Genomic DNA, 21,965 nt, shown 5'->3' with positions numbered 1-21,965 from the left:
GAATATAGGAATATAGGAATATAGGAATATAGGAATATAGGAATATAGGAATATAGGAATAGAAGTGGTGGAGGGAGCTGGATTCGAACCAGCGAAGGCTGAGCCGTCAGATTTACAGTCTGATCCCTTTGGCCGCTCGGGAACCCCTCCACACTATTTTTGTTACATTTGGCCCCACTTAACTTAGCGGTAAGAAAAGTGGTGGAGGGAGCTGGATTCGAACCAGCGAAGGCTGAGCCGTCAGATTTACAGTCTGATCCCTTTGGCCGCTCGGGAACCCCTCCAATGCAACGGCGCTGATAATAGCAAAATGTGCCTTTAAGTAAAGAAAAAAGCTAAAGAAAATTTAAATAAAGCCGATAAATATTCATTACTCATTCTAATCGGCTAAAGTCTATGCAAATCGACGATTTGTTAATCACAGAGCGGCAATTAAGTACTCGGTTAAACCAAAGTGTACATGCAGACCGCCGTGGTGAATTTTCATTGCTGTTGGCAATGCTTTCACAAGATGCTTTAGATTTTAGTCAATTTCATTTACCTAAAACTGAAATTGAAGATACAACCGCAGATGAAGCGCAGTTAAGAGAGCAATTAGGGGCAGGGCCAAAGCAACTATTAGCGCCTAGTGAATTTAATATGCTAATCGGCCAACTTAATGCACATCGCTTGAGCTTGGTAGGTGAAAATAAAGGTATGGCCGATATAAAACTAAACCAGTGTTTAAATCCCGAGCCTTTTTCGATTAGAGATGACGTAAATCACATACCCCTTACCATTATAGATAATTGTGAACTTGCTGTGCGCAGGCGAATACAAAAAGACGAAATTGAAATAGATAATCCGCAGATGGATGTAGCAGGCTTTTATGACGTATTAACAGACGTAAATCAGCGAGAACCATTACATTTGACGATGGCATAATTTATGTTGCCATAAATAATTTCCAACCATTATAGCTATCATTGATAAGATTTTATGGTGGCACCAAAGCCCAATTGACTAAAATTTGATTTAATGTAAAAAAAGCATCCAAAAATTAAATGCAATTGCTATAATGGCTACAAATGGTATGACATGAATGCCGTTATCATTAAACCAAGGTAATTAGGAACGTAATGAAGAAAACATTCACGCTAAATCACGAGAAAATCAAATACCCTCGTATGGTTGATGCTGCGAAGCATGAAGTGAAAAAATATTTGAAAAGAGAGCGCAACAAAACTCTACCAGAAGATGCAGATTATTGGGCGTTTGACTGTAAGTTCGGTAAAACGGCCGAAGATGCTCAAGTGGTTCATGTGGCTGAAATCAGCAACTGCATTAGCGATATTGAAAAGCAAGAATTAACGTCTTTCTACTTAGAAATATTAGCGAGACCTGCACAGCGCCAACAGTTAGACCTTGATAACGACGAGTAATAATTAGTTTTGTGCATATCAAACTATTTAAATGGGCCCATTGGCCCATTTTTTATGCCTATAGATTACATTCAACCTTTATGCTTTTAAACCAACGCAAAACATTACATATCGTTTTAAGACGTTAACTTTTGTATTGTTAGTAATACTACTTTTAACACCAGTATAAGCCACTCAATGAATGAAGTTAATATTAAACCTAACGAGTTATAAAGGGAGTTATATTTATAAATATTGCTAAGGCTATGCATTAAATGGTTGTGATTGAATAGCTATTAAGTGAGGTGCCCAGTGCACTTCACTTAAAAGAGGATTTTTATGCGCTATGGCATTTTTTATATTTTTTGTTACTACCACATGGACAATCATCATTTCTGCCCACTTTGATATCAGCTACTGGAAATATAATACCATCGAGGTATCGCCACTGGTCTTGCTCTTTAATAAATTGAGACCGCTCGTGTAATTCACAGTAAAGATTTTGATAAAAGTAGTTTGCCTTGAACTCAACAACTCCTCTATCTCCATCATTGTTTGTATCAATAACAGATAAGCTTATAAATCGACAACTAGTTGCAAACTCTTTAATTTCTTTTACAGGGTTTTCTGCTTGTTTCTCACTCGCATAAGTTTGGTATATATATCTAGCATTTTTTTGTGCGTAAGCTGTAAATCGAGAGCGCATTAACTGCTCGGGTGTTTCTGCTTGTTTATCACCTAATAATAGTGGTTCACAGCAGTTTTTGTAATTCTGTTGACTACCACACAGGCAAGCGTTGTTATCTAATGAGTTCATAAAATTAATAAAAAATTTAAAACGTTAGTTTAACAAGCTTGCTTTAAAGAAGGTACATCGATAACGTTAGAATTTTTAGTAAAACAATACAACTTCGTTGTTGTCTTATTTAAATCAAGAGATAAATCAACTAACAGTTGGTTGTTCAACATGTCTGTCCACGTAATTACTGCTGCAAAATTACCGTTATAAAGTGCGCTGCGTAATACATACTCTAAATTCACTAGATGTTTTTGTCTAATAACCAATAGTTTACTTGTATCTATTGAGCATGAATCAAGTAAAGCCTTGCTAGGAACATGATCCGGTGCGATTAGCAAAGTCCATGCACTTAAGCTGTTGTATTGGTGTAACACCTTTAAAAGCTCAAATGTCGCAGAAATCTCATCTTCAATTTGAATAACATTTACACAATCAGATAGTTCGTCTTGCTGGTAGCTCTTTACTGTTCTTACGGTTATAGGCTGTAACATGATATCTCGCTCACTGGGTTTATATACAGTACATATATACAGTAGTTTATACAGTGTTATGGCGCAAGTGTTTTTTTGCTATTTTTTTATACAAATTCAGAGTTTATTTTAAAAAATAGTAGAAATAATATTTATCTTATTGATATTTATTGTTTTTTACTTTATTGAAATGCCCGTGTGTGAGTGTTTTTCGCACAGGGTGAAAGGTTTTGTTCATGGGTTTTTAAATATAAAGTATAGATCAGTACTGTATACAGTATCTTGAGGGGCTCAGTTTTGGAGGCTTTGGCTAAGGTGCGGAGGGAATTAAATGGGCATACTGTAACTGATGAATTTGTTCATACAGACTTGCGGCATAACATTGGGCATCTTTAAAACGTTTTGTTTCTATATATTTTCTTAAATCGGCAAGCGCAACCGTTGCAGGCTCATGACCTTGGCTACTGGACAAACTTAGCCATGCAACTCCATGAAATACGCTTTGTGGAACACCTTGGCCTTTTACAAAAAATAAGCCTAAATAAAATTGCCCACGATGATCACCAGACATTGCCGATAAACGCATCCATTTTGCAGCGAGGGCAGGCTGGCTATTTTTTAAATAATAGAGTGCCTTATTAAGCGTAGTTTGTTGAGAGCTATCACTTTCAGGAGGCGAACTAGTATCACTTGGTTGTGTCACAAAAGACAAAATGTTGTCTAATTGCTGTTCTAAATCCTGACCGGTTGGTGTTGTTTTTATCATATGCTGTCATTCGGTATAGTTAATTACTTCAATAGTTTAGTATATCGCAAGGTAAAATGTCCTGAAAAATATACTTTTTATGATAAAATCTTGCTACTTTTTATTGTTGTAAGTTCATTATGCTCGAAGCTTTATTTAAAATTAACGAAAATGGGTCCACGGTTCGCCGAGAATGCGTTGCGGGGATGACTACTTTTATCACGATGGTTTACATTGTATTTGTGAATCCGGCCATGTTAGCAGAAGCAGGAATGGATCAAGGGGCTGCTTTTGTTGCTACTTGTATAGCTGCTGCAATCGGTTGTTTTATCATGGGGTTGTGGGCCAATTATCCATTAGCGTTAGCGCCTGGTATGGGGTTAAACGCCTTTTTTACTTACGGCGTTGTATTAGGTATGGGATACACGTGGCAAGCTGCGTTGGGCGCAGTATTTATGTCGGGCTGTATATTTTTATTGTTAAGTTTATTTAAGGTTAGAGAATGGATAATAAATGCCATTCCTTTAGTGTTAAAGCGGGCTATTGCGACAGGTATTGGTGCGTTTTTGGCTTTAATTGCTCTTAAAAATGCTGGGATTATTGTGGCAAGTCCTGCTACATTTGTGCAGTTAGGAGACATAACATCTCCGGGACCGCTACTGGCTATATTCAGTTTTTTTATTATTGCGGCATTGTTATATCGTGATTTTAAAAGTGGGGTTTTGATCAGCATATTATTGGTCACTGCTATCTCACTTGGTTTAGGTTTAGTTGAATACCAAGGAATTATTGCAGCCCCTCCTTCAATCCTACCTACTTTTATGCAATTGGATTTTGCTGCAGCTTTAGAACTTTCAATGCTTAGCGTTATTTTTGCATTTTTGTTTGTCGATTTATTTGATACGTCGGGCACGCTTGTTGCTGTAACTCAAAAGGCTGGTCTTGCAGATGAAAAAGGGAACATGCCACGTTTAGGGCGTGCCCTCAGTGCTGATAGCTCAGCCACTATTGCAGGTGCAATGTTAGGTACTTCAACGACTACATCTTATATAGAGTCAGTTGCGGGTGTATCTGTTGGCGGACGTACAGGCTTAACTGCAGTTGTAGTTGGCTGCTGCTTTTTACTTATGATGTTTTTTGCGCCGTTAGCTAATATGGTACCGGCTTATGCAACAGCGGGCGCAATTTTGTATGTTGCTGTACTGATGCTACAAAACCTTAAGTTTGTAGATTGGGACGATATGACAGACGCGATTCCCGTCGCCGTTGTACTGTTGATGACTCCGCTTACGTTTTCAATTGCCCATGGTATTGCACTTGGTTTTATTTCATACACGGCGGTTAAGCTACTTTGTGGTAAACGCAGCGACATAACAATTAGCGTGTGGATATTAACTGCGTTATTCATCGTTAAATTTGCGTTTTTATCGTAAGTATTAAATTTCTGTTTTGATAGATAACTATCAGTGATGTTTAGTTATGTATTTCTGTTGAAGTGTTCAACTTTTGGTTATAACAGTTAATATTAAATGCTAAAAAAGCCCATACAATGTATGGGCTTTTATATTATTTAGTGGAAAGCAGCTGTTACCATTTCTTTTTTGGAGCAAACAGCACATCTAAATCGTCTTGTTCTTGCTCGTTTTTCTTTTTTAGGGCGCTTGCGTTAGACGCTTTTAGCTCAACGCTAATTTCCTCTAGGTAACGTTCCACTTCCTGACGTTTAGCATTTACATATTCGTCTGAATAAGGCACTGCACTAAGCGTTGCGTAGGCTTTTTCAAAATATTGTCTAGCAGAGCCAACCATACTTGCAGAACGTGCCGAGATACCTCGTTTAATTTGGCTTTCAATATTTATTTTGAGTTGTAGCTTTTCAAGCTGTTTGTCTTCACCAGTAAAAACCTGGCTATTAATACGCCCTTTGCTGTGTTCAGAGCGTAGTATTACACGTAGTTTTTTTATACCCTGAATTAACGTAACCAGTTGTTTATCGTTGCTTGGTAACGCCATTGAGTCGCTGTTAGTTCCTTGAACAGGATTAGAAAGGTGCTGTTTCATTTCCTCTAAACGGCTTTTTAATGCTTTTGAAGTTGGAGAATGAGTAACCATTGTTTTTAGTGCTTCAGCAATTCGGCTTTGTAATACTCTAATAACGTTTTCAGATAACGGAATATTAGCCTGATTCATCAATGCTTCTTCAGTTTCTTCTATGATCGCCTTTTGTTTAGTGAGTTCTTTTCGGCGCTCATTTTCTTGTTTTTCTTTGTGTTGCTGAACAGCACTTACCCAAAGTGCAATCACAACCAAAGCAACTATAAGGACAATTATAATAGACACGATCATGGTGTAATTCTCGGATTCATAACCTAATTTTTTAATCTTACATTAAATATAAGCTATCGGGGTAGTTTTGCGCGAATTAACTTTAAATTAGGTAAATTAACTGTTGTTAAATATGCGGACTATGAGATTAATTCGTCTAATCATGGCTACCTCAAGTATATTTATTATGCTAGCCTTGAGCACCACTTCGATAAATGCACGCTATAAGCTTAATCAACGCTTCCAGTAAACCTGATTTAGCTTTATAGAATTTGCCTTTATTTATAATAAATTACAACGTTAAAAATGCAGCCATGAAATTACAACAACTCAGATACATCGTAGAAGTACAAAATCATAAATTAAATGTTTCAGCCACCGCTGAGAGTTTATTTACCTCACAGCCTGGTATTTCTAAACAAGTGCGTATGTTAGAAGATGAGTTAGGTGTTCAAATTTTTGGGCGAAGTGGCAAGCATTTAACGCATGTAACCAGTGCCGGTGAAGATATTATAAATATCTCGCGTGAGATACTTTCAAAGGTAGAGGGCATAAAAGCCGTCGCAAACGAACACACATTACCAGATCAAGGTAAACTCAATATAGCTACAACGCATACACAGGCTCGTTATGCTTTACCAAGTGTTATTCAAGGGTTTATGAAAAAATACCCAGCAGTATCACTTCATATGCATCAAGGCACACCGCAACAAATATCTGATGCTGCGGCAAGGGGCGATGCCGATTTTGCCATTGCAACTGAAGCGCTTCATTTATATTCAGATTTAGTTATGCTGCCTTGTTATCATTGGAACCGAAGTATTGTTGTTGCTAAAGATCATCCTTTAGCTAAAAAAGCTAATAGTTTAACGGTAGCAGATATTGCCGAATACCCGCTAATTACGTATGTATTTGGTTTTACGGGGCGTTCTGAATTAGACAAAGCATTTAGCGCCCATGGGTTAGAACCGCATATTGTATTCACCGCGACAGATGCGGATGTAATTAAAACCTATGTACGTTTGGGGCTCGGCGTTGGGGTAGTGGCTTCAATGGCAATTGATGAAATTACTGATACTGATTTAGTGTGTATTGATGCAAGTCATTTATTTGAAGCAAGCACCACTAAAATTGGTTTTAGAAAGGGCAGCTTTTTACGTACTTATATGTATGACTTTATCGAACGCTTTGCACCGCACTTAACTAAAGAACGCGTTGAGCGTGCAAGTTTATTACGCAACCAAGATGATGTAGATAAGTTATTTGAAGATATAGAGCTACCTGTAAAGTAGCGCTGAGTCTGAAAACAAAAAAACCGGCTATTTTTAAATAGCCGGTTTTTTTGTTTAGGGGTGGCCTAACACTCAATAATGTTAACGGCTAAACCCCCTCGTGCAGTTTCTTTGTATTTTGTTTTCATATCATTACCTGTTTCAAGCATGGTTTTTATTACTTTATCAAGTGATACCTTTTGCTCGCCACTACCACGAATGGCCAATCGAGACGCATTGATAGCTTTTATCGCTCCCATCGCATTGCGTTCAATACAAGGAACTTGCACTAAGCCGCCGACGGGGTCACATGTCAAACCCAGATTATGCTCCATGCCTATTTCTGCTGCGTTTTCAACTTGTACAACATTACCGCCCACAATTTCAGTCAATGCTCCGGCGGCCATTGAACAAGCAACCCCCACTTCACCTTGGCAACCCACTTCGGCGCCAGAAATAGACGCATTCTTTTTATATAAAATACCAATTGCAGCGGCTGTTAGTAAGTAACGCGTGGCAATGTCACGATCTACTTCTTTTACAAATGTGTGATAATACATAAGCACAGCGGGTAGGATGCCAGCAGCACCATTAGTGGGGGCTGTTACCACTCGTCCACCGGCGGCATTTTCTTCATTAACGGCAAGTGCAAATAAGTCGACCCAATCCATTGCTCTGAGTGGATCGTTGCTCACTTCGATATTCAGTTTTAAGTATAGGCTGGGGGCACGTCGTTTTACTTTTAAACCGCCAGGTAAAATTCCTTCAGTACGCATTCCGCGCTCAATACAGGCTTTCATTACTTGCCAAATATGAAATAACTCATCTTTTATAGCGCCTTCGGTTCGAAGTGTGCGTTCGTTTTTCATCATTAAGCTTGACACACTTAGGCCAGAATCTTTACACATTTCAAGTAGTTCTTTTGCGCTACTAAAAGGGTAGGGTGCTGGGTTTTCTTCTCTAATATCGAGCGCTGCTTGTTTTTCGTTTTCAAATTCTTCGTCGGTAACAATAAACCCGCCACCGATAGAGTAGTAGACTTTGCTGTAAAGCTTTTCACCATTATTTGAAGCAATAATCTCCATTGCATTAGAATGCTTTGGGAGCGTTTTACGACGATGAAACACAATAGCACCTTGCTTAGGAAAGTTGGCTTTGTGTGTTTGGTTTAAATAAATAACTTGTTCTTGTTCGATAGTTAATAAAATATCATCGACTAAATCGGCATCGATTGTTTCTGGGTCATAGCCTGCTAAGCCAAGTACAACCGCTTTGCCAGAACCATGGCCTATACCTGTTTGCCCTAATGATCCATATAGCTCTACTTTTATATCGGTAACACTTTTTAATAGCTGTTTTTCATGGAGTTCATTAACAAATAAGCGTGATGCGCGCATTGGGCCGACGGTGTGTGATGACGAAGGGCCAATACCAATGCTAAACATATCAAATGCACTGATCATAGTGTGTGTCTCTTATTAATTTACTCAGCCCGAGGCTGCTCTTTGAACGGTCGAGCATAATAACGCGGAATTGTTAGCATGTAACTATTATTAACGAAGATTTAAACTGGTAAGGCAAGTTGTTTTGTAAAGTTTTTTATAATGCTAGCGGTTGCTCCCCATAGTAACCCGTGGGGGGTAACAAATCCTTGCAGGACGATTTCTTTACCAAAACGTTGAAATGGCAAAGGTTGCCAGTTAGCTTCATTACTTAATTCAACTACAGAAAGTAAAAAGCTGGCTTGCACTTCATTATGATCGTTTATCCACTGCGTATTTTTATTCAAAACACATACGTAGGGGCGAATACTAAACCCAGTCAAAGTAGCGTACTCTGGTAAATTGCCAAGGATATTGACATCTTTTTGCGCAATGTTTAATTCTTCTTTCAATTCACGTAGTGCCGTTGTGCGAAGAGTTTTGTCATTCGCTTCAAACTTACCACCGGGTAAGCAAATCTCACCTGGGTGATGATGTAGATAGGTAGGGCGCTTACACAGTAAAATATGTGCATGCCCGGCTACATCAATAATAGGCAGCATAACAGCACTGGCACGTTTATTTCGAGAATCTTTTATTTGATTTGGCGCAGCTGTTGGGCTTAATTGAAAACGTGTTTTAATGAAGTCGCTATTCAAGATCACCTACTCTCTAATAAAGGTAGAATTTTATTTACTTTATCGTATGTCTCTTGGTATTCCAATTCGACTTTAGAATCAGCCACGATTCCGCCGCCTGCCCAACAGTATATATGCTGCTCATAACAAACTAAGGTACGAATAGTAATACTGGTATCCATATTACCGCAGGCACTTAAGTAACCAATAGAGCCACAGTAAACACTGCGTTGGTGGGGTTCTAGCTCCTCTATAATTTCCATAGCGCGTATTTTGGGTGCCCCTGTAATGGATCCTCCGGGAAAAGCGGCTTCGAGTTGATCAACGGCTGTTTTATTCATATCAAGTTCGGCGGTTACTGTACTTACTAAATGATGAACGGCCGGAAAACTTTCAATTGCAAATAAAGAAGGCACTTTTACACTGCCAGGTTTGGCAACTTTACCTAAGTCGTTACGAAGTAAATCTACAATCATCACGTTTTCTGCGCGGTCTTTGGGTGAGTTTGCAAGTTTTAACGCTTGTGCATTATCTTCGCGAGCGTCTGCTTTACGTGCAAGTGTCCCTTTTATTGGTTTAGTTTCTACAATATTGTCTTGAATTGATATAAAACGTTCAGGCGAAATAGACAAAATAGCGCCTGCAGGATGATTAATAAAGCTTGAAAAAGGCGCTTTATTAGCCTCGCGTAATTTAACATACGCTGACCAAGGGTTACCGCTATATTGGGCTTTAAAGCGCTGCGCTAAATTAATTTGATAGCAATCACCGCTTTTTAAATAGTCTTCAATTACTGCAAACTTTTTGGCGTATTGGGCTTGGCTCATATTAGAAAGCCAATCAGACGTTAACTCAAACTTTGCATCATTAGGAGTCGATGCTAGATAGTGTTCGTAAAGCGAGAGTCTCTCAACATTAGGTTGTGAAACATAAAACCAAGTATTTTGCTGTCTATCAAAAATAAGGGCATCTAAATAAAGGCCTACGGCCATTTGCGGTAAGTTTATATCTTGCTCTGCTGTGGTTGGCATTTTTTCAATTGTACGACCCAAGTCGTAGCCAAAATAACCTAGCCAGCCGCCGTTAAACGGCAAATCAAAAGGAGCTTTTGTGGCACTCAGTGTGCGCAAATGGATATTCATTATTTCAAAGCAGGTTAGCTCACTTGGTTCACCATTGAAGAACGTTTTGTTGTCGCTCACTTCAAGCAATTGAGCAGGTTCTATAGCAATTATGTCATAGCGACTATTTACATGGTCGCTATCAGCTGAATCGAGGAGTATGGCATGAGGCAGGTGAGAAAAATGCGAAAATACATCAATACAGTTTTGTGTTATTGATAATTTTACACAGTTATTTTTATTGTTTAGCATTTACTACCCCTATAAGAACTGGCTCCAAACGGGCTGGGAGGGTATCATAAGTCAAATTTTTTTGGCAGCGTTTAGTATAAAATCAACGTTGTAATTAAAACAGTACAAACCGCCGTCACCGGTTTGGTATAGATTACGCTTAAGCGTAAAGCTAACTTAAGGAACCATTATGAGTACAATCCGTCAGCAAGACTTTATTGATAGCATTGAAGATGCATTGCAATATATTTCGTTCTACCACCCACTTGATTTTGTTCAAGCTTTAGAAAAAGCTTATAACAAAGAACAAAGCAAAGCTGCTAAAGATGCCATCGCCCAAATTTTAATCAACTCGCGCATGTCGGCTGAGGGCAAGCGTCCGCTTTGTCAAGATACAGGTATTATTACGTGTTTTGTAAAAGTGGGTATGGATGTTAAGTGGGATAAAACAGACTTAACAGTTCAACAAATGGTTGATGAAGGTACTCGTCGTGCGTATTTGAACCCAGATAACCCGCTTCGTGCTTCTATTGTTGCAGATCCTGCTGGTACTCGTAAAAACACAAAAGATAATACACCTTCAGTTGTTCACATCGACTTGGTTGCTGGTGGCGAAGTAGAGGTCATGGTTGCAGCAAAAGGCGGCGGCTCTGAAAACAAAAGTAAAATGGTTATGCTAAATCCATCAGACGATGTAGCCGCATGGGTTGAAAAAACATTACCTACAATGGGTGCTGGTTGGTGCCCGCCAGGCATGCTGGGTATAGGTATTGGTGGCACAGCAGAAAAAGCAGCCGTAATGGCTAAAGAGTCATTGATGGATCCTGTTGATATCCACGAGCTTATGGAGCGTGGAGCAGAAACGACAGAAGAAAAGCTGCGCCTAGAAATATTTGAACGTGCAAATAAGCTCGGTATTGGTGCACAAGGTTTAGGTGGTTTAACAACGGTTGTTGACATAAAAATTAAAACCGCACCAACACATGCTGCATCAAAACCTGTGGTTATGATCCCTAACTGTGCGGCTACGCGTCATGTGCACTTTACTTTAGATGGGTCGGGTCCTGCTGACTTAAAAGCGCCAAAGCTTGAAGATTGGCCTGAAGTCACTTTTGAAGTAGGCGAAGGCACACGTCGTGTTAATTTAGATACGCTGACGAAAGATGATGTTCAAGAGTGGAAAATGGGCGAAACCGTTTTGCTGTCAGGTACTATTTTAACGGGCCGAGATGCAGCACACAAACGCTTGCAAGATATGATCAATTCAGGTGAAGGTTTACCTGAAGGTGTAGATTTTGATAATAAATTTATCTACTACGTAGGCCCAGTTGACGCTGTGGGTGACGAAGCAGTAGGCCCTGCTGGCCCAACTACAGCAACACGTATGGATAAATTTACAGATATGATGCTAGAACAAACCGGCATTGTTGGCATGATTGGTAAAGCTGAGCGCGGTCCTGCAACGGTTGAATCAATCAAGGAGCATAAATCAGTTTACCTTATGGCAGTAGGTGGCGCAGCGTACTTAGTTTCCAAAGCAATTAAAAAAGCACGTGTAGTTGCGTTTGAAGATTTAGGTATGGAAGCTATTTACGAGTTTGAAGTAGAAGATATGCCTGTCACGGTTGCTGTAGATAGCGACGGTGCAAATGCGCATACGCAAGGTCCAGCAATTTGGAAAGCTAAAATTGCTGAACTGGATAGCAAGTTAAAGTAGTTGTTATCATAGATTTCAAAGCGAGCCATGTGCTCGCTTTTTTATTTTAAATCAACCGGTAATGACTAAAAACAGATCTTACCAGTTGTGTGTTAACTGTTTAGCTAAATTAAAAACAATGTATAACAATAGATTACGTGTTAATAACGGGTGTATTAAAAACTTTACGAATAAATTCATGGTGACGCGAACGTAAACGTAAAGGGTGGGGTGTAGTGTTTTTTTAGTTTTAACATGTGGTTTTATAATTTATTTTGAATTTTTTAGTTGTTAATTTGTTATATTTTAACTATTTAATTCAAGCGCTTGGTGTTTGTTAGCTTTATCATCTTGATATGTGGCGAACACCATCTTGAAGTGATAAAGTCTCGACAATTTCCAGCGCGTACACCCTCTCACGGGTCAATTTTTCGGAGTATTTTTAGTGGCTGTGTTTAATCAAGTTGAATTTGATAATCATGAACAAGTAGTTTTTTGTTCGGACAAAGAGTCAGGTTTAAAAGCAATTATTGCTGTGCATAGTACCAAGTTGGGTCCTGCCGTTGGTGGATGTAGAATGTGGGATTACGCTGAAGATGAAGACGCAGTTTATGATGTTTTGCGCTTATCAAAAGGCATGACATACAAAAATGCAGTGGCGCGACTTCCTTTTGGTGGGGGCAAATCTGTAATTATTGGTAACGCCAAAGAAATTAAATCAGAACAACTTTTTCGTGCTTTTGGTCGCCAATTAGAGCGTTTAAATGGTAGTTATTACTCAGCAGAAGACGTCAATATTACGTGTGCCGACGTTGCTTTAATGAACAAAGAAACAAATTACGTACTTGGTCTTGAAGGCAAAAGCGGAAATCCATCTCCCTTTACTGCATACGGCACTTTTTTAGGTATTAAAGCTGCGCTTCAGCATCAACGCGGTCACCAAGATTTCTCGGGTATAAAAGTAGCAGTACAAGGTTTAGGGGCTGTTGCTTACGGCTTGTGTAAGCACTTAGCCAACGCAGGTGCGCAGTTGTTTGTAACCGATATAAATCAGGTTGCAATTGATCGTGTTGTTAACGATTTTGGCGCAACAGCTGTTGGTATTGATGACATTTATGACCTAGACGTAGACGTTTATGCGCCCTGTGCATTAGGCGCAACCATAAACGATGATACTATACCGCGTATTAAAGCAACCATTATTGCTGGTTGTGCTAATAATCAGTTAGCCCAATCTCGTCATGGTGAAATTATACGTGAAAAAGGCATTTTGTATGCGCCAGATTACGTTATAAACGCAGGTGGTATTATTAATGTTTATTACGAAACTGCGCCAGAAGGTTATACTGTTGAGGCTTCTAATAAACACGTTGAGGGTATTTTTAATACACTAACAGAAATTTTTGTACGCAGCGAAAAAGAGCAAAAGTCGACGCATTTAATAGCAGATGAACTCGCTCAAGAAATTATAGAAAAAGGACTTTAAATTTAATCCTGCAAAAAAAGAGGGACGCAACTGCGTCCTTCTTTTTGTTATTAATGCTATTTTTATGAAACAACGGTACACTTTATTTTTAATTAAGTGTGGTACGTATAATGACGTTAACTTCGAATATGCAGCCTATAGACCTTGATAGCTGGCCTCGTAAACAACACTTTGAGTTATTTAAAAACTTCACTCAGCCTTACTTTAATGTGTGTGTTCAAATAGATGCAAAAACACTCTTTAGCTATTGTAAAGCGCAGCGCATTTCATTTTTTCAGGCTTATGTTTATTGCACATTAAAAGCATGCCATGCGTACGAACCGATAATGTTGCGGATTTTTAAACAAACACCTTGGTTACTTACAAGCACTCGCGCAAGTGTTGTAGAGCTTGATGAGGAAGAGTGTTTTATATTTAGTTACTTTGACTATATGGGCTCTTTTAAAGAGTTTTCAGCCCATAGCGAAAAAGTAAGCAAACAAGCTAAGTCAAACCCGCTATTTAGCGACGCATTTGCAAACACAGAAGGGCAGGCTGATTTAATTCATATATCTGTTTTACCTTGGCTAAATTTTAGCGCTTTTTCACATGCATTTAGCGAAGGGCAAAGTTTAGGGATCCCTAAGTTTGTATTTGGGCAGTACGATAAACACAGTGGCACGATGCCACTTGCTATTGATGTGCATCATTCTCTAATGGACGGCCTGCACGTCGCTCGCTTTATTAAAATATTACAAACTGAAATTGATAGTTTTAAGTGTCATTAGGGTTGGTAATATAAGCGCTAAAAATCGTTAAATTTATTATGCCTGTTGAAAACCCATAGCATTGGACCTATTTATAGAAACATAAGCAGGATTAAGGTGTTGCCATGATAAATGGATTGTTAATTAGCGTTTTGGTGTTGTTTGTGGTGATATTTTGGCAATGGCCTTCTATTCAAGCCTACCTTTGGCGCAATAAGTATCAACGTATGGGTTTAAGCTCTCAGCAAAAAGATATTTTACTGCGCTGTATGCCTATCTACCGAAAAATGACAGATGCTGACAGAGCCAAACTTGAGCGACATATTGTTTGGTTTTTAAATGAAAAACGCTTTGTTGGCTGCGATGGATTAAAACTCACACCTGCGATGAAACTTATCGTAGCTGCTGATGCCTGTGTGCTCGTGCTCAATAAGCCGTGGCCACTTTATACCAATGTAAAAGAAATATTATTGTACCCAAGTGCTTACTACGCACCACAAACCACGCGTGATAGTGCCGGTTTAGTAAGCTATCATAATACGGTGAGGCAAGGTGAATCTTGGCCAGGAGGTACGCTAGTATTAAGCTGGCATGATGTACTTGAAGGAAGCCGTTTACCCAGTGATGGGCACAACTTAGTATTTCATGAATTCGCTCATCAGTTAGATCAGGAAACAGGTAAAACAACCGGTACGCCACTTTTAAAAAGCTCGGCTGATTATAAAGAGTGGGGCAGAGTATTTAGTCGTGCCTTTACGCAGTTAAAAAGTCATGTAGCGTATAGCATGCCTCATGTTATTCATAGCTATGGCGCCACAAACGAGGCCGAATTTTTTGCGGTGATCACCGAAACCTTTATCGAAAAACCCGCAGAGCTGCGACGCTACGATCCAGAAATTTATAGACTGCTGGTTAACTACTACCAATTTGACCCTATTTCTTGGCATTAAACGTAATAAACTGCGCTTTATCAAATAACGCTGGTAACTTTTGGTTGTTTTTGTTGGAATCGGTTAAAACAGACAGCAACAATAATAAGTGAGAAAGTTATGAAGAAATTGCTGCATACGGCGTTGGCTTTGTCAGTGTCATTAGCCCTTGGGCAAGCATATGCTGAATCGACCGATAAAAAAGATGAAAAAACATGGCAAGTAGATTCTCCTAAAGGGCAATTTGTTGACGCTAAAATTAGCGTAGAGCAAGGCACATGGATGAATATTGATATTAGCCCAGATGGAAAAACCATTGTGTTTGATTTACTTGGTGATATATACACAATGCCTATGAGTGGCGGTAGGGCTAAACAATTAACTTCAGATATAGCATGGCAAATGCAGCCTCGCTTTAGTCCCGACGGTAAACACATTGCGTTTACTTCAGATCAAGGTGGCGGCGACAATATTTGGGTTATGGATTTAAACGGTGAAAACCAAAGTGCAGTAACTAACGAAACGTTTAGACTATTAAACAGCCCAGCATGGAGCCCCGATGGTGATTTTTTAGTTGCCCGTAAACACTTTACGGCAAGTCGTTCACTCGGTGCTGGTGAAGTATGGCTGTACCATAAAGCGGGTGGTAAAGGCATTCAACTCACTAAGCGCGAGAACGATCAAAAAGACTTAGGTGAGCCAATGTTTTCACCTGATGGGCGTTATGTGTATTTTTCTCATGATGCTACACCGGGTAAAACATTTCACTATTCAAAAGATTCTGTAGCGGGTATTTATAAAATTAAACGCTATGACCGAGAAACAGGTGAAATAGAAACAATTATTGACGGTATGGGCGGCGCAATTAGACCAACCCCGTCACCTGACGGAAAAACGCTTGCTTATATTAAGCGGGACGACTTTCAAACTAGTTTGTATCTTTATGATTTAACTACAGGTGAGCACACTCAGCTTTACAATAAGCTCGAGCGTGATATGCAAGAAACATGGGCAATTCATGGTGTTTATCCAACCATTGCCTGGACACCCGATAATAAAGAATTGGTATTTTGGGCAGGCGGTAAAATTCAATCCATTGACGTGACAAACAAATCAGTCAGCCCAATTGCATTCAAAGTAGAAACCACTAAAAAAATTCAACCAGCGCTTCGTTTTACACAAAATTTAGACACTGATGAATTTGACGTAAAAATGCTGCGTAATGTTCAAGTAAGCCCAGACGGTGACACCGCTATTTTTGAAGCACTTGGGTATATATACAAACGCGATTTAGAATCTGGAAAAATTAAGCGCTTAACAAAACAAACGGATCATTTCGAATTATTTCCGCAGTATTCTCGCGATGGTAAAAAAATAGTTTACACCACGTGGAACGATGAAAAGCAAGGCCAAGTTCGTGTTGTATCTTCTCGCAGTGGTCGAGGCGACACGATTACACAAGAGCCTGGCAAGTATGTAGAGCCAACGTTTAGCCCTAATGGTAAAACGGTTGTTTATCGCAAAGCCAGCGGTGGCAGTATTTTAAATCCCAAATGGTCATTAAACCCGGGTGTTTACAGTGTTAGCGCAAAAGGCGGCAAAAGTGAATTAATTTCAAAAAGTGGATACCAACCACAATTTGGAGCTAATAACGAGCGTGTTTATTTAATGAGCCCATGGCCAAAACCTTCGCTAAGTGTTGTTGAATTAGAAAGTAAAAAAGTATCAAAACTTTATGAATCTGAGCATGCCACTGAATTTAGAGTGTCTCCAGATGGGCAATATCTCGCTTTTGCTGAGCGATTTAAAGTGTATGTAACCCCATTAGTTGAAAGCGGAAAAGCTATAAATATTGGGCCTAAAGACAGTAAATTCCCGATAGAGCAGTTATCTGTCCGTGCTGGTGAAAGTATTAGCTGGAGTACCGATAGCAGCAAACTTTATTGGTCATTAGGCCCTGAGCTTTATCATGCAAGTTTAAACGGTGTGTTTGCGATTAACAGTAAAAGCGAGGCTGATTTTAAAGTAAAAAGTGGCGAAAACATCGGTTTTAGTAAAAAAATGAATGAGCCAAAAGGCATGTTCGCTTTAACTGGCGGTAAAATTATTACTATGGATGGTGACAAAGTCATTGAAAATGGTGTAATAATTACTGATGGCAAGCATATAAAAGCCGTAGGCTCAGCCTCTGAGATAAACATACCTAAAGATGCTGAAGTAGTTGATGTTACTGGCAAAACTATTATGCCGGGTATTGTTGATGCCCATGCTCATGGTTCTCAAGGTAGCAGTGAGATAATTCCTCAGCAAAACTGGAAGAACTTTGCAGGTTTAGCCTTAGGTGTTACCACTATTCACGACCCTTCAAACGACACCACTGAAATATTTACTGCCAGTGAAATGCAAAAAGCAGGGATGATTGTTGGTCCGCGTATTTTTTCTACGGGTACTATTTTGTATGGGGCGAATATGCCGGGTTATACCTCGCATATTGATTCTTTAGAAGATGCTAAATTTCACTTAGAACGTTTAAAGAAAGTAGGTGCGTTTAGTGTTAAATCATACAATCAACCCCGTCGTGAGCAGCGACAACAAGTAGTTGAAGCAGGCCGTGAACTTGAAATGATGGTCGTGCCAGAAGGCGGCTCGTTATTACAGCACAATTTGAGTATGGTTGTTGATGGACACACAGGTATTGAACATTCAATTCCTGTAGAAAACATATACGATGATATTAAACAACTATGGTCGCAAAGTGATGTGGGCTATACACCAACGCTTGTTGTTGCCTATGGTGGCATATGGGGTGAAAACTATTGGTATGATAAAACTGACGTGTGGAACCATCCACGTTTAAGTAAATTTGTACCTAAAAATCAGCTATTACCGCGTTCTATGCGTCGTGTTAAAGCACCCGATCACCACTACAATCATTTTAACAACGCACGTGTGTCGGCTGAGCTACAAGACTTAGGTGTATTAGTTAACTTGGGTGCTCACGGCCAACGTGAAGGGTTAGGTGCACACTGGGAGATGTGGATGTTTGCCCAAGGCGGTATGACGCCTCTTGAGGCCATACGCGCATCAACACTCGATCCAGCTAAATATTTAGGCCTGAATAAAGACATTGGTTCACTTGAAGTAGGTAAACTGGCTGACTTAATGGTAATTGATGGCGATCCGTTAATTGATATTCGCAGCTCTGATAAAGTCGAGTATACAATGATTAATGGTCGTTTATTTAATGCAGAAACGATGAATGAAGTCGGTAAAAAAGCACGCCAACCGCTTTATTTTGAAAAGTAACAACTCAAATTAACTTTGTTGAAAAGCGGCTTTAATGCCGCTTTTTTATTTTATGTATTATACCAATCTGTAATAATATTTTATCATTTTGCGGTGCTAAACGTGTCGCTACCTGCGTGAAAATTCTCATTTAAAGCAAGTGAATAGCAAATTTCTCGTTGCTATTAACACGTTTTTTCAGCCTCAAAATAGATCATTTAATTAAGCGAAATTGGTATTGCAAAGAGCAGGCATAAAAAAACCGCTTAACGCGGTTTCTTTTAAAATCATTAATGTTGATTAAACAACACCGCGCGGTAGGCGACAGTCATGATCTTTACGCGCTAGGATTACAATCCACAATTCTTCAGCGGTGTAACCTTCTTCACTTTGTGTAATAACAGTGAACGGCGCTTTTTTCTGAGCAGTAACAGGCGCAGCTTTTTTGGTTTTAGTTTTTTTAGCGGGCGCTTTGTCAGCAGCTGCCGGTGTGGCTTTACCACTGCTTAATTCTTTAGTTAGCTCAGCTACGTCAGCTAGGCGTAAGTTTTTTCCGCCATCGATGCTGTACCAGCCTGGTTTAGTTGTAATTTCAGGTTTTTTACCATTGGCAGCTTCATACGCTGCTTCAAAGGCAGATAGTACTTCTGTTTTGTCTAGTTTGCTCATCAGAGACCCTATACGTTGTGAACACAGATAAAGAGAAGGTATTTATACCTATTTTGAATCAGTTTTTCAATTTTTTGCGATTTTCCTTCCATTTTTAAGCAATAAACGCCAAAATTTGCACAAAATTCAGTGCAAAGTAAGGTTACACATATGCAACGTCAAGAATTTAACCAGTTATTAAATGATATTTTAAAGCCTCATAGTATTAAAGATTTTTGCCCAAATGGGCTACAAGTCGAGGGTAAAAATGAAATTAAAAAAATTGTTACCGGAGTGACAGCAAGCCAAGCTTTAATTGACGCTGCAATTGATGAACAAGCAGACGCTGTTTTGGTTCATCATGGTTATTTTTGGAAAGGTGAGTCTCAGCCTATTACCGGAATGAAAAAGCGAAGAATAGGCGCTTTATTGGCTAACGACATTAATTTATTTGCGTATCATCTTCCTTTAGATATTCACCCAGAGATTGGTAATAACGCGCAACTTGCAAAATTATTAGATATTGAAATACAAACAGGCCTTGAACCTGTGGCTAACAGTGTTGCAATGAAAGGATACCTTAAAACACCACTCAACGGAGATGAATTTGCAGCTAAAATAGCTAAGGTGCTTAACCGAGCACCACTGACTAGCTTAGTTCGCACAAGTAAAATACACACCATTGCGCTGTGTACTGGTGGTGGCCAAGGTTATATTGATTTAGCTGCTGAGCAAGGTATTGATGCATATTTAACAGGTGAAGCGTCAGAGCAAACTATTCATAGTTCACGAGAACAAAATATTGATTTTTTTGCAGCAGGGCATCATGCAACTGAGCGCTACGGTATCAAAGCACTGGGTGAGCTGCTTGCCAAGGAGTACGGTTTTGAAGTGAGTTTTATTGATATTGATAACCCTGTGTAAACTAAAACAAGAATGGTTCAATAGTTTGCTAGTGCTGTTCTAGCAAACTCTATCTATTTTTTTAAAACTGGTGTGAGTAGAGCCTCGACGCTGTTTCGGCTTTACACATACGTTATTTGAACATCGGCCAATTAAATGGCTCTGTTATAAGTTAAGCTGTTTTACTCCTAATAACGATCTTTTAAATTACCCAATTCGTTATATATCACTGGTTTTATAAAAAATGACTTTATAAGGATAATAATGGAAGGGGTTTTGGCTCTACTCGAGCAGTACGGCTTATTTGTTTATCTGTTACTCTTTGGCTATTGTGCATTGAAAAGTGGCTGGCTGCCTTTATTTGCAGGCTACGCTGCTCACACAGGTGCGCTTGATATTAATTTAGTTATTGTAGCTACTTTTATGGGCGGCTACGTGGGTGATGAAATACGGTTTGCCCTAGCAAGAGCCTACGGTACTTCATGGCTAGAAAAACCAAACAAAATAGGTCAGCTATTTAAAACAGCAAGCGCGCTCGCAAATCGTTATGGCCTGGCTTACATATTTTTATACCGATACCCCAAAGGTTTGCGCACAATAGGGGCACTCCCGATAGGGTTAACCAACATATCTTGGCGCCTATTTAGCACCTTAAATGCCTGTTCAGCTTTTTTATGGGTCACTATTTTAGTCGGTGGAGGGTATACTTTTGGAGCAGCTTTTGAGTCTTTAGGTGTAGAGAACTTAACTGCGCTGAGTATATTACTGCTAGGCGTGTTTTTAGTCGTATTTTATCGGCTTTGGACTAAACACTCATTAGTAAGCACTGCAAAAGTGAAATAACGTTAGTGTTTGAAAATAAATCTAGCTAAGACGTTACTCACATAATTACTGTATTGACATTTGAGTTTGCTTCTCTCAAACGGCAAACATTAAGCGCAAGCCAGTCAAACTTTCGCGTTAAAAGCTGCCCGATAGCACGGTATTTAAAGTGCTTCAGGGTCTAACCATCGACGTACTGCTATCCACGCAGTTCCTATCATTTCATGGCAGTATTGCGTTACAGCTAGTAATGCTTGAGCATTTGGAACAAACTGTTTATGAAGAGGAAACGCGGCAAAATTGTGAAAGTCAGTTGCTGCAGGAATGCTTGTTACACCTTGTACTGAAAACAAGTTTTGGGCTCTGGGCATATGCAATACCGAAGTTACTAACGCTACTTTAAAATCAACTAATTTTGGCGCAAGCAGCGCAGCTTCTTGTGCTGTGTCCATGGCATATGGATTTTGTATAAGCCTATTTTTATCGATGCCTAAGTCAATGGCAGTTTGATACATTAAACTGCTGTTAGTAATATTCTCATAACCGCCGCCAGAAACAATAAGCTGCGATTTTGGGTAGTGTTTGGCCAATTTGACCCCTTCAACCAGACGGGTAAGTGCGCAATTACCTAATTGATTATTGGCACTTAATGCAGGATTGGGATTTATATCGCAGCCCAGCACAACAATCTTGTCTAATTCTGGATGTTTTGATGGGTGAAAAGAAAGAGTTGCTGGCTCGTTGTTTTTTAAAATCAGGTTAGCAACAAACGGTGTACTTATTGCCAACAATGTTGAAAGACCTAAACATGCAATTACTAGAGAAAATTTGCGGCCTTTGAATGCTGAAAACAAAGCGAGAAGTGTAAAAAGACCAAGCAAAGGGAGTGGCATAAGCAAGCTACCAACTAACTTTTTTAAAGCGAACATAATGAGCAACATAAAAGCAATAATTAAAGTAATGTTACTC

Annotated in this window: 20 protein-coding genes and 2 tRNA genes; 11 read left to right on the top strand and 11 right to left on the bottom strand. The window is 39.4% G+C overall.

Annotated features, from left to right (window positions below):
- Positions 1–65 precede the first annotated feature (65 nt).
- Positions 66–150 (bottom strand) — tRNA-Tyr (locus tag AC27I2_RS11185).
- A gap of 49 nt (positions 151–199) precedes the next feature.
- Positions 200–284: transfer RNA gene (locus AC27I2_RS11180), tRNA-Tyr, on the bottom strand.
- A 112-nt stretch (positions 285–396) separates the two neighbouring features.
- Between AC27I2_RS11180 and AC27I2_RS11175 the strand changes: the two genes are divergently transcribed.
- Both AC27I2_RS11175 and AC27I2_RS11170 read left to right on the top strand, forming a co-directional pair.
- Positions 397–924, top strand: coding sequence for a VC2046/SO_2500 family protein (locus tag AC27I2_RS11175; protein WP_487204341.1), 528 nt, complete (start codon positions 397–399; stop codon positions 922–924).
- A gap of 194 nt (positions 925–1,118) precedes the next feature.
- Positions 1,119–1,421, top strand: a complete 303-nt coding sequence (locus AC27I2_RS11170; RefSeq protein ID WP_058404273.1) for a DUF6172 family protein — start codon at positions 1,119–1,121, stop codon at positions 1,419–1,421.
- Positions 1,422–1,737: 316 nt separating this feature from the next.
- Here the strand turns inward: AC27I2_RS11170 and AC27I2_RS11165 are convergent, their stop codons facing one another.
- The 3 genes from AC27I2_RS11165 to AC27I2_RS11155 all read right to left on the bottom strand — a co-directional run bounded on the left by AC27I2_RS11165 (position 1,738) and on the right by AC27I2_RS11155 (position 3,435).
- On the bottom strand, positions 1,738–2,217 hold the full coding sequence (locus tag AC27I2_RS11165; protein WP_487204340.1) for a YchJ family protein: 480 nt from the start codon (positions 2,215–2,217) through the stop codon (positions 1,738–1,740).
- A 29-nt stretch (positions 2,218–2,246) separates the two neighbouring features.
- The gene (locus tag AC27I2_RS11160; RefSeq protein WP_487204339.1) at positions 2,247–2,690 is read right to left on the bottom strand and encodes a SulA-like leucine-rich domain-containing protein; all 444 of its coding nucleotides are present in this window, start codon (positions 2,688–2,690) and stop codon (positions 2,247–2,249) included.
- Between the two features lie 289 nt (positions 2,691–2,979).
- Positions 2,980–3,435: a tetratricopeptide repeat protein gene (locus tag AC27I2_RS11155; RefSeq protein ID WP_487204338.1), complete on the bottom strand. Its 456-nt coding sequence runs from the start codon at positions 3,433–3,435 to the stop codon at positions 2,980–2,982.
- A gap of 119 nt (positions 3,436–3,554) precedes the next feature.
- Between AC27I2_RS11155 and AC27I2_RS11150 the strand changes: the two genes are divergently transcribed.
- Entirely contained in the window at positions 3,555–4,847 is a 1,293-nt protein-coding gene (locus tag AC27I2_RS11150) for an NCS2 family permease (protein WP_171034634.1), read from the top strand.
- A gap of 154 nt (positions 4,848–5,001) precedes the next feature.
- Here AC27I2_RS11150 and AC27I2_RS11145 read toward each other — a convergent pair whose 3' ends face one another.
- The gene (locus AC27I2_RS11145; RefSeq protein WP_487204337.1) at positions 5,002–5,760 is read right to left on the bottom strand and encodes a hypothetical protein; all 759 of its coding nucleotides are present in this window, start codon (positions 5,758–5,760) and stop codon (positions 5,002–5,004) included.
- 293 nt (positions 5,761–6,053) lie between these two features.
- Here AC27I2_RS11145 and cysB point away from each other — a divergent pair, with 293 nt between their 5' ends.
- Complete coding sequence (cysB, locus tag AC27I2_RS11140; RefSeq protein ID WP_006792362.1) at positions 6,054–7,031, top strand: HTH-type transcriptional regulator CysB; 978 nt, start codon at positions 6,054–6,056, stop codon at positions 7,029–7,031.
- 65 nt (positions 7,032–7,096) lie between these two features.
- On the opposite strand, the gene AC27I2_RS11135 is transcribed toward cysB, so the two are convergent.
- From AC27I2_RS11135 to pabB, 3 genes are all read right to left on the bottom strand, one after another.
- Positions 7,097–8,473 (bottom strand): L-serine ammonia-lyase, encoded by a 1,377-nt coding sequence (locus AC27I2_RS11135; protein WP_058404278.1) that lies wholly within the window; start codon positions 8,471–8,473, stop codon positions 7,097–7,099.
- Between the two features lie 101 nt (positions 8,474–8,574).
- Entirely contained in the window at positions 8,575–9,150 is a 576-nt protein-coding gene (locus AC27I2_RS11130; RefSeq protein WP_487204346.1) for an NUDIX hydrolase, read from the bottom strand.
- Between the two features lie 2 nt (positions 9,151–9,152).
- On the bottom strand, positions 9,153–10,502 hold the full coding sequence (gene pabB, locus AC27I2_RS11125; protein WP_487204336.1) for an aminodeoxychorismate synthase component I: 1,350 nt from the start codon (positions 10,500–10,502) through the stop codon (positions 9,153–9,155).
- Between the two features lie 169 nt (positions 10,503–10,671).
- Between pabB and AC27I2_RS11120 the strand changes: the two genes are divergently transcribed.
- From AC27I2_RS11120 to AC27I2_RS11100, 5 genes are all read left to right on the top strand, one after another.
- Positions 10,672–12,198 carry a fumarate hydratase gene (locus AC27I2_RS11120; protein ID WP_487204335.1) on the top strand — a complete coding sequence of 509 codons (1,527 nt, stop codon included), beginning with the start codon at positions 10,672–10,674 and terminating at the stop codon, positions 12,196–12,198.
- Positions 12,199–12,622: 424 nt separating this feature from the next.
- Positions 12,623–13,663: a Leu/Phe/Val dehydrogenase gene (locus AC27I2_RS11115; protein ID WP_487204334.1), complete on the top strand. Its 1,041-nt coding sequence runs from the start codon at positions 12,623–12,625 to the stop codon at positions 13,661–13,663.
- Positions 13,664–13,791: 128 nt separating this feature from the next.
- Positions 13,792–14,430: a CatA-like O-acetyltransferase gene (locus tag AC27I2_RS11110; RefSeq protein ID WP_487204345.1), complete on the top strand. Its 639-nt coding sequence runs from the start codon at positions 13,792–13,794 to the stop codon at positions 14,428–14,430.
- A 104-nt stretch (positions 14,431–14,534) separates the two neighbouring features.
- Positions 14,535–15,359 (top strand): M90 family metallopeptidase, encoded by an 825-nt coding sequence (locus AC27I2_RS11105; protein WP_138530860.1) that lies wholly within the window; start codon positions 14,535–14,537, stop codon positions 15,357–15,359.
- 99 nt (positions 15,360–15,458) lie between these two features.
- Positions 15,459–18,644 carry an amidohydrolase family protein gene (locus AC27I2_RS11100; RefSeq protein ID WP_487204333.1) on the top strand — a complete coding sequence of 1,062 codons (3,186 nt, stop codon included), beginning with the start codon at positions 15,459–15,461 and terminating at the stop codon, positions 18,642–18,644.
- A gap of 279 nt (positions 18,645–18,923) precedes the next feature.
- Here the strand turns inward: AC27I2_RS11100 and AC27I2_RS11095 are convergent, their stop codons facing one another.
- Positions 18,924–19,292 carry a hypothetical protein gene (locus AC27I2_RS11095; RefSeq protein WP_487204332.1) on the bottom strand — a complete coding sequence of 123 codons (369 nt, stop codon included), beginning with the start codon at positions 19,290–19,292 and terminating at the stop codon, positions 18,924–18,926.
- A gap of 150 nt (positions 19,293–19,442) precedes the next feature.
- Between AC27I2_RS11095 and AC27I2_RS11090 the strand changes: the two genes are divergently transcribed.
- On the top strand, positions 19,443–20,195 hold the full coding sequence (locus tag AC27I2_RS11090; RefSeq protein ID WP_138530866.1) for a Nif3-like dinuclear metal center hexameric protein: 753 nt from the start codon (positions 19,443–19,445) through the stop codon (positions 20,193–20,195).
- Between the two features lie 243 nt (positions 20,196–20,438).
- Positions 20,439–21,017, top strand: coding sequence for a DedA family protein (locus tag AC27I2_RS11085; protein WP_219421890.1), 579 nt, complete (start codon positions 20,439–20,441; stop codon positions 21,015–21,017).
- Between the two features lie 143 nt (positions 21,018–21,160).
- Here AC27I2_RS11085 and AC27I2_RS11080 read toward each other — a convergent pair whose 3' ends face one another.
- On the bottom strand, positions 21,161–21,937 hold the full coding sequence (locus AC27I2_RS11080) for a YdcF family protein (protein ID WP_219421911.1): 777 nt from the start codon (positions 21,935–21,937) through the stop codon (positions 21,161–21,163).
- Positions 21,938–21,965 lie beyond the last annotated feature (28 nt).

It is taken from the genome of Pseudoalteromonas sp. NH0006-46 (assembly GCF_057547735.1).
The sequence above is the reverse complement of the archived record's forward strand: the minus strand, read 5'-3'. Positions and strand labels throughout refer to the sequence as shown.